Origin of the sequence: Desulfobacterium sp. N47, assembly GCF_051233685.1 — a bacterium.
In the GTDB taxonomy this organism is placed as follows: domain Bacteria; phylum Desulfobacterota; class Desulfobacteria; order Desulfobacterales; family RPRI01; genus RPRI01.
Window position 1 is genome coordinate 21,217 of the sequence record NZ_JBAMMY010000234.1, and the last position, 8,002, is coordinate 29,218.

Genomic DNA, 8,002 nt, shown 5'->3' on the forward strand with positions numbered 1-8,002 from the left:
GGAATAAAATATGAGTCACACTATAACCGAATCTTTTTTAATACCCGGAACTTCGGAAGAACTTGTTTATACAAGAGACGAGAAAGGGCGTTTAATCAAACTGTGCTGTAATAACCGGACATATCTTGATTCTATTGGATCGGCATATCATTACGATGAAGATTTGGCCATAGTAGATGAGATAGTCTGCAAACAAGCCCTGCTTCGTTCGGTTAAGACTGCAAGCGGAAGCTGGGTTGAAAAATATCTATGGGATAAAAACGGCCGCCCTTATCATATAGACGGAACACAAATATTCAGGGATAAAGATAACAGAATTATTCTTTGCAAAACTCACAAAGGAGACTGGCGATACACATATAAAAACCATTTATGTGTGCGCATAGATTCGCCTCTTGGTACACGTCATATAACACACGGCCCGGATGGCCGCCCTGTTAGCATTCAGGAAAACGACCTGGTGGAATATATTTGCTATGATGCAAACAACATGCGTATCGGCTTACCGGACTTACCTGAGACATGGCACCGCGATCATCCTGGAAGACTCTGGACTGTAGAAGATAATACCGGGCGTATTCTGTCAACATGGCTTTGGGACGGGTTCCGCTGTATAGGAAGAATAGACGGAAAACCCGGAGAAAAGCTTAGCGCTCTTTTTTGCACCGATCCCGGCGGCACTCCGACCCGTATTGTTACACACCAAGGCATGGAACAGATCCCAAGAGATGCCTGTGCAGAGTCCCTTTTGTATCAAAAAGATGTTCCGGGACTTTTTGGTGGAAGTATTTTCAAGGGATTCGTTTACTACCGTTCGCGAATTCTTGATGTGAGGACAGCTGCTTATAATGCTGCCGACCCTTTTGACGGATCGCACAATGATCCGCGCCGCAAAGACGGTTTTAATGGTGCGCTTGCAGTAGATGCACAACCGGCAGGTGTTTATGCATTAAGCTATAATGATCCGGTAACATATGCCGATCCCACCGGTGAAGTAAACGGCTGGATGGTATTAAGCGATCTTACCTGGTCTTTGCAAAACAATATCTTAGGCTGGCTTGGATTTGAGCCGGTAATAAATCTTTGGGGAAGTATTTTTACCGGAAAGACAAAAGAGTTTGGTGAATCCAAATATATAGAAAGCGAGCGGACAGGAAGCTTTGGAACAATAAGAAACGGCTGTATCGCAAATGAGCGCGCAAAAACTTTCCAGCATATAATAATTGGCCAGGTTGAGGAGTTTCTAAAACTTGAAGATGTCCATGTGTTTGTTCCCGCCGCTCGTTTTGCTCCAAGCCTTTACGGAACACTTTTGCATTGCATTCCCGGCCATGGCACACAATTTTTACTGCGCGGATCGCAAAACCCGGCAAATGTAGTTGCCGGTGAACGCGCGAGAGGCTGGACAAGGGCCGGTGGGGCAGCAGAACAGGTCATGCCTTTTTCACCTGTTTCCTGGTTTCCTTCAGGAGGCCTGCATTTTGATGCTTTTATTCCGGGTTTAAGAAAAAGTGAAGATGAAGACACCTTTACATGCAGATGCGTGGAGCTTGAAACATTCGGTTCTGTGAGCATGGGTACGATCAGCAACCGCAGCCTTATAATTGTTCCCACAGCGCCCATACCTGTTGTTGATTCGGATTTTATTCTCATAACGGATGCTCAATCGAATGCTTTTATAACAACAGTAGTATCGATAGCGCAAGTTGACGGGCAAACCCATATAGTACTGGAGCATGACTTAAGCGGTATTTTAGATCAAACAGGTCTCACTCTGCGGCGTCTCGGAACCCCCATAGCTTCAACAGATATATTTGCGGTTCCTGTCTCTTCAACACAACTGGATGCGATCGGTTCAACAGGAGCTTATACGAGAAGCGAGCCGGTTCGCCTTATACAGAACAATGAAACAGTCGGAGCAACTTTTATAAGACGTTTTAATGCACAAATTGTGATAGATGAAAGCCTGCCTGGCATCCTGGTACACCCTTTATCCATTACCACACTTGAGCCGGGACCTGATGGCGCTCATGATGCGCAATGCACCAATGATGCCCACACACTTCATTTTGAAGCAACAGACCCAAAACCTGCTGTGGGTGAAATTATAGTTGTTACGGGAAATGGCAATACCATTATAACCATCGTTACCTCAACTCCGGATGATGAAACCCGGATTGTGGACAGGGAGCTTGGCAATGTCGGGGGTAATACAGATCCTGTAACATGGGAAAAATACCGGGAACTTGAGCTTATAGGCACACGTGCAGAAGCTGTAGAAGCTGATCCGCAGATTACCTATGAGGCAAATGATGTAAGAAAAGCTCCTTCAACAGGCTATGTGATTGTAGACGATGCTTCAGGAAATCAGGCAGTAAGAAGCATAACCGGACTTAATTACGACCGCATTGAAGTTTTGCCGCCGCTTGCAGGAGATATTACACAGCAATATGAAACAGAACGTTTTTCCGGTCTGCCTGCTGCTCAGCAGTATACCGGCAGCGATTGTTCATTTACCGTCGAGAATTTGTTAAATCTTAATTCAGACCTGGATATAGACACAACAAAGGCTTTGCAGCTTCACCGCATAAATGGGACGGCCCTTGCTTCACCGATAGGCTTGGTGCTTAACGATATTTCAGGGCTTAATATTGCTAATGCTGCAACAGCTGACGGACGCTGGCTTGCTACAGCAGTTATGGCCGCAGGCTGGGGGCTTCCGGCTGATTTTACGCCGGGTCAGATTGTGGTTTTGGACAACAATGCCGATTTTGCTCCTGTATGCATCAAATCGATTCGGGCAAGTTTTCAGATCGACAGGCATCTTATTCTAAGCACTTCAGGATTGTCAGTAGCGCCACTTGCACCCGATGGGCCTTCTTATAATGCGGTTTTTAATGATATTAATAATACTACAGTCCTGCCATTTGTAAACATTGCCGGAAATGATCAACGCGTTCAGATGCCACGATTTGTTGCGGGCGAGATGGTTGAGATAAGCTGGAATCATGGCGGAGTTACAATACGCAGGATTTACCGGATAGTCTCAATTGATGGTACGACCATGACAATAGACGGGCAAGTGGATCTTCCTGTACCTGCTGTAGTAAATGGAACTTTACGCCGGCTGATTCCGGTTAATCCTGAAACCGGCAGCCCCATGGCCGGCATAGAAGGGCAAACCGTTAACGGCAATCCGGTTGCAGGCACAGGTAAGGAAGATACGGATATTGTATCTTTTAAAATATGGTCAAACCTTCCCTTTTCAACGCATAACTACTTTGCAATCGCTGATGGTCAAACTGTTTATCCGGTTAGATTTGACAATACTCATACACCCGAACTTGAGATAGAGTTTGGTGCAGATCCGGGAATATACGGCAATGCCTGCCGTGTTACCGCTCCTCAAAACTGCGCTGAAACCCGTTACTGCGTATCTTTTGAAAAAGAAGCACAGACTGTTCGTATCAGATCTTTTGATCCTCCCGAATCAGGCCCTTTTTCAGGTTCGCCGGATGACTGCATTCTGGCTATGGCGTTTCATGATGCTGCAATTTCTGTAGATGGAGAACTTTCCGGAGGCACAACCTTTGTGCCTGAAGATATCGGTTATGAACTGACCCGTTATGAGGCGCTTAGAGATCATGAACTTATACACACCCGGCAATGTACCCAGTGGGGGCCATTACTTACCGCTTTTTTTCCGGTTTGGCTTCTGGAAATGATTCTTGAACTGACAACCGATATCGAAGAGCCTGATTTTTCGCCCTATGTAAGCGGATCAATTATAAGATCGGATGGAAACCGCCTTCTGGAAATACCCAATTTTCAAGGTATTGATTTTGCGGAAGGTGATTCGGTGCAGGTTTCATCCGGTGGGCCGACTGTGGTTATTGAGCTTGGGGAGCCGCTTGCAAATGATGAGCATAAATTCCGGATAACAAATACCACACTTTCCGGAACCGTTCAGCTCCGCAGGTGTATAGGCACGGGAGCACAAACTGCACAATGGTTTGTTAATATTATTCAATCGCTAACGCACGGATCGGTGATGAACAATGTTGTAGGGGCGACTTACGGCGGCATATTTTATGGCCTTTATCGTCTTATATATGCTCTTGTGCGGGCAATATCGGGATCAGGAGATATTTATCAGGCACAAGTTGAAGATGATGGCAATCAGATAAGATTGCAGAATGAAGCTGATGCCGTTCATTTTAACGGTGCAAGCAGGATTATCGTGCAGTCCGGAGACTCTACTCTTGTCCGTTCGGTAGGCCGCGCATCGGCTGAAGGTGAAGCACCGCCATCGGAAGCCACCGAACCCGGGGTTATTTTATTACGCACTCCTCTTAATTTTACCGGAACAGTACAGGCAAGTCCATATTCGACCCACACGCCGGATTCCTGCTGGGATTCATATTCCTATTATCCTGCGGAGGTAGCTGATCCAAATCGTCCCGCTGCAATCCGGGTTTTTGCGGCAGGCGAAGATACGCTTAGTCTTGCGCGTTATGACAGAGTGGTAGTTACATCCGGAACGCAATCGATACGGACTAATGTGAGCAATGTTGATTCGGAAGGCATTGTCGAGCTTGAGGAGATGCCCTCGCTTCCCGAAGGTGAGACAAATCTGAGGATTGCAAAGATTGGAACGCATGATCCCATGGGATGGCTGGACAGCTGGCTGATAGATGAAATGGAAATGGGCTGGGCTGAAATACTGTTTGATCCATGGGGAAGGTTAAATCTTTCCATAGATATGGAGCGAGGCTCATTCTGGGATGTATTGACAAGAATCGGACGTTATTGTTTCGGAACACAATCATATTCGGTTCTTATACCGGGTTACTTTGTGTGGGATAATGCGATTAAACAGGGAAAAGACGAGGGATTTTTATCGGATATGGAACAGGAAGCCTCCGAGGAAAGCGGCGATCTGTACAGCCCGCTGGGGCGTCTGCATAACTATTCAGGAGAAAAGTATGTTGGAGATATAGGCAGATACTGGTTTTTCCCCTGGAAATTTGGAATTACAGCCCCGGATGGCAGTATAATAGAAGGGCGGCATAATATGTCCGTTGTTCGGACCGGGTTGCAGGATGCTCCCGGAGTTCATATAGAAGATATAGATTCTGCGCGTCTTCTGCCGTCTGTCGCAGATACGGGCGCTGCCGCCGATCCCAACGGCAGCGCGGAAACTCCGCCAGGAACCGGATTGCAGGTACCTGATATCTTTGTACAAAAAGAAGCCACTAATCCGTTGGATCCTCCTGCTTTAAATCCTGCAAGTTTTGCGCCTTCAAACCAGGGAAGAATTCCGGTACCGCCAAGACTTGAAAGAGCGACCGGCGCATATGTGGCCTTCAGCCGGCCTTCAAGCGGCCAGAATCTTATTACAATTCAAAACGGAATCGATATGGCCGACCGTGTGGCTCGTACTGCGGATGGACACCAAAAAACCTTTTACCGGGTATCTGTGCATGATGTAACTGTATCGTTTTTTGGGACTCCTATAGGAAACGATCAGACACTCACATTGCTTGCAACCCAGCATGCGCATATGACAATTGAACCGGGAGGAAACCGCCGGTACGTTATAACGCTTCCGGAAGGTAACAACGGCACGGTTGTACAAAGCGACGGAGAAGATGATATTGTTGCGCAGGTCACTGTCGGCAATGATCCGGTTCCTGCTGAAATCAGCAGGATTTACCGCTATGATAATGGAGCTTTTGTCGATGATGCCCTTTCGGCACACGGGGTTAATGCTTTTTCCGATATTCATATTCCGGTACGGATGTTTGATATAGCTGTTACGGACAGTCTGTTTCTGAGAAGTAATATCCCGACAGTTGCAGAGCTTTTTTCAGACTGGGAGATCAATAAAATCGAAGAGCTTAAACCCGGACAATCCGGTTTCTTTCTTGTTCCGGTATCATGCATAAGTGTATTTACTACAGCTTTCAATTATAATGGCATTGTACCTCCTGCCGATCATATTGATCCTGTAATTGTTCCTGATCCTGATGTGGAAATTGAGCCGCAAATGCAGCCATATATAGGAGACGGCGGAATATTTTCTGTTACTCTTTTGGCAAATGATCCTCCCGAAGAAGAGGTTGATGCCACATTTTCTATAGATGTAGGCGAGATAGATGATGTTCCCGATCCATCAAACCCGCCGCCAACAACCACATTGACTGCAACAATTAAACTCAAACCGCATTTTCGCTTAACCGCCGCAAGCTATGATGTTGCCGCCGGCGATACTATTACGCTTACCCTCACAACAGAACCCGGTGATCCTGCCGTCACGGCAGGAAGTGTTTCAGTTACGCCATCTGCCGATGTGGAATTTGAAATAGTAAATGATTCGACTGTAAATATTACACCAAATTCTGCTGCTGCCGGTGCAATAAGGCGTGTACGTGTGATCGACGGAAATGATGAAAACAGGATTGCAATACGGACAATACATATTGTGTAGACAGTGACCATCTATTGTAAGGGAAACCCCGATAATATTATCAATATATTACAGTTAATTAAAATAAAGGCGCCTATGATTGCTTCAAATATGTGCAGCGAAAATACAATTTGTTATAACTCATTGGTTACCCGGATAGACCGGGAAAAGTTAAACGGCCATAAAAGTGTGGTAATATGGTTTACAGGACTTTCAGGCTCAGGAAAATCAACAATTGCTCATGAAGTAGAAAAAAGGTTATTCGGCCTGGCTTGCCGTACTTTTGTGTTTGATGGAGATAATGTTAGGCATGGTTTGTGTGGCGACCTTGGCTTTACCCCGGAAAACAGAAAAGAAAATATCAGACGTATTGGAGAGATGGTTAAACTTTTTTTAGAGGCAGGAGTGATTACTCTGTCTGCCTTTATCTCACCATATAAAGCTGATCGTAATTGGTTGCGCGAGCTGGTATCTCCTGAAAAATTTATTGAGATTTATTGCCGATGTCCTATAGAAGTATGTGAAAAAAGAGATGTAAAAGGTTTATATGCAAAAGCCCGTGCAGGATTAATCACTAATTATACAGGCATTACATCTGCTTATGAAGAACCTGATAATTCTGATTTGGTAATTGATACAAATTTATTGTCACCGGAACAGTCTGTGGATATAGTTTTGAATCATCTTATCAATGACAAAAAGATTATATTTTAATTCAGGCAATAGGAGAGATAGCTATGAAAGTTATAGGAGCGGGATTTCCGCGCACAGGAACTATGTCGATGCAGGCAGCGCTTACAAGGCTCGGTTATCGTTGTTATCATATGCAAAATGTGTCGCGCGAAAAGGGTCACGTACAAGCATGGACTGACCTGGTCAAAGAAAGAGGCCCCATGGATTGGAAGAAGCTTTTCCGGGACTATCAGGCTACTGTTGATGCGCCGCCGCCTGCCTGCTTTTATTATGCGGATCTTCTCTGTGAGTTTCCTGATGCCAAAGTGGTACTTACAGTCAGGGACCCAAATCGCTGGTATGAAAGCATAATGACTTTGTTTAAAACGATGAAACCTTTGCGTTCCATAGGGTATGTAATTCCGACTTTGGGGCGGTTTATCCGATTGGTGGATAGTCTTTGTGACAAGTTTATAGCTCCAACCAGAGACAGGAAAGCATTCATTGAAGGCTATGAACGGCATATTCTTAAGGTACAGGAAACGGTACCAAGTGATCGTCTCCTTGTATTTCGTGTAAAGGAAGGATGGGAACCATTATGCGCTTTCCTGAACTGTGATATCCCGAAAGATACACCTTTCCCGCACCTTAACGAAGGCAGCACTACGCTAAAAACTAAATTTCGCGAAAATTTTCGACCTGTGCGGTTAAGAATTGTGAATTTTTGGAATGAGTTACTGATTATGTAGAAATCGCTGGACATCTCTGCCTATTAATGTGATGGTTTGGTAGATCAATATCTCCAAGGAAAAGAGGAGGGACTACCAAATGGGCAAATACAAGGTGAAGGTTCACATTGAG

3 protein-coding genes are annotated in these 8,002 nt (G+C 45.3%); all 3 read left to right on the top strand.

Annotated elements, in window-relative coordinates:
• Positions 1-10: 10 nt before the first annotated feature.
• The 3 genes from VXK47_RS15110 (at position 11) to VXK47_RS15120 (ending at position 7,890) form a co-directional block, all read left to right on the top strand.
• On the top strand, positions 11-6,490 hold the full coding sequence (locus tag VXK47_RS15110) for a hypothetical protein (protein ID WP_435549618.1): 6,480 nt from the start codon (positions 11-13) through the stop codon (positions 6,488-6,490).
• A gap of 75 nt (positions 6,491-6,565) precedes the next feature.
• On the top strand, positions 6,566-7,183 hold the full coding sequence (gene cysC / locus VXK47_RS15115) for an adenylyl-sulfate kinase (protein ID WP_435549619.1): 618 nt from the start codon (positions 6,566-6,568) through the stop codon (positions 7,181-7,183).
• A gap of 23 nt (positions 7,184-7,206) precedes the next feature.
• Positions 7,207-7,890, top strand: coding sequence for a sulfotransferase family protein (locus VXK47_RS15120; RefSeq protein ID WP_435549620.1), 684 nt, complete (start codon positions 7,207-7,209; stop codon positions 7,888-7,890).
• The last annotated feature ends 112 nt before the right edge of the window (positions 7,891-8,002 follow it).

Coding starts and splice junctions, on each gene's coding strand:
- VXK47_RS15110 (WP_435549618.1), top strand. CDS start 11: ATGAGTCACACTATAACCGAATCTTTTTTAATACCCGGAACTTCGGAA.
- cysC (WP_435549619.1), top strand. CDS start 6,566: ATGATTGCTTCAAATATGTGCAGCGAAAATACAATTTGTTATAACTCA.
- VXK47_RS15120 (WP_435549620.1), top strand. CDS start 7,207: ATGAAAGTTATAGGAGCGGGATTTCCGCGCACAGGAACTATGTCGATG.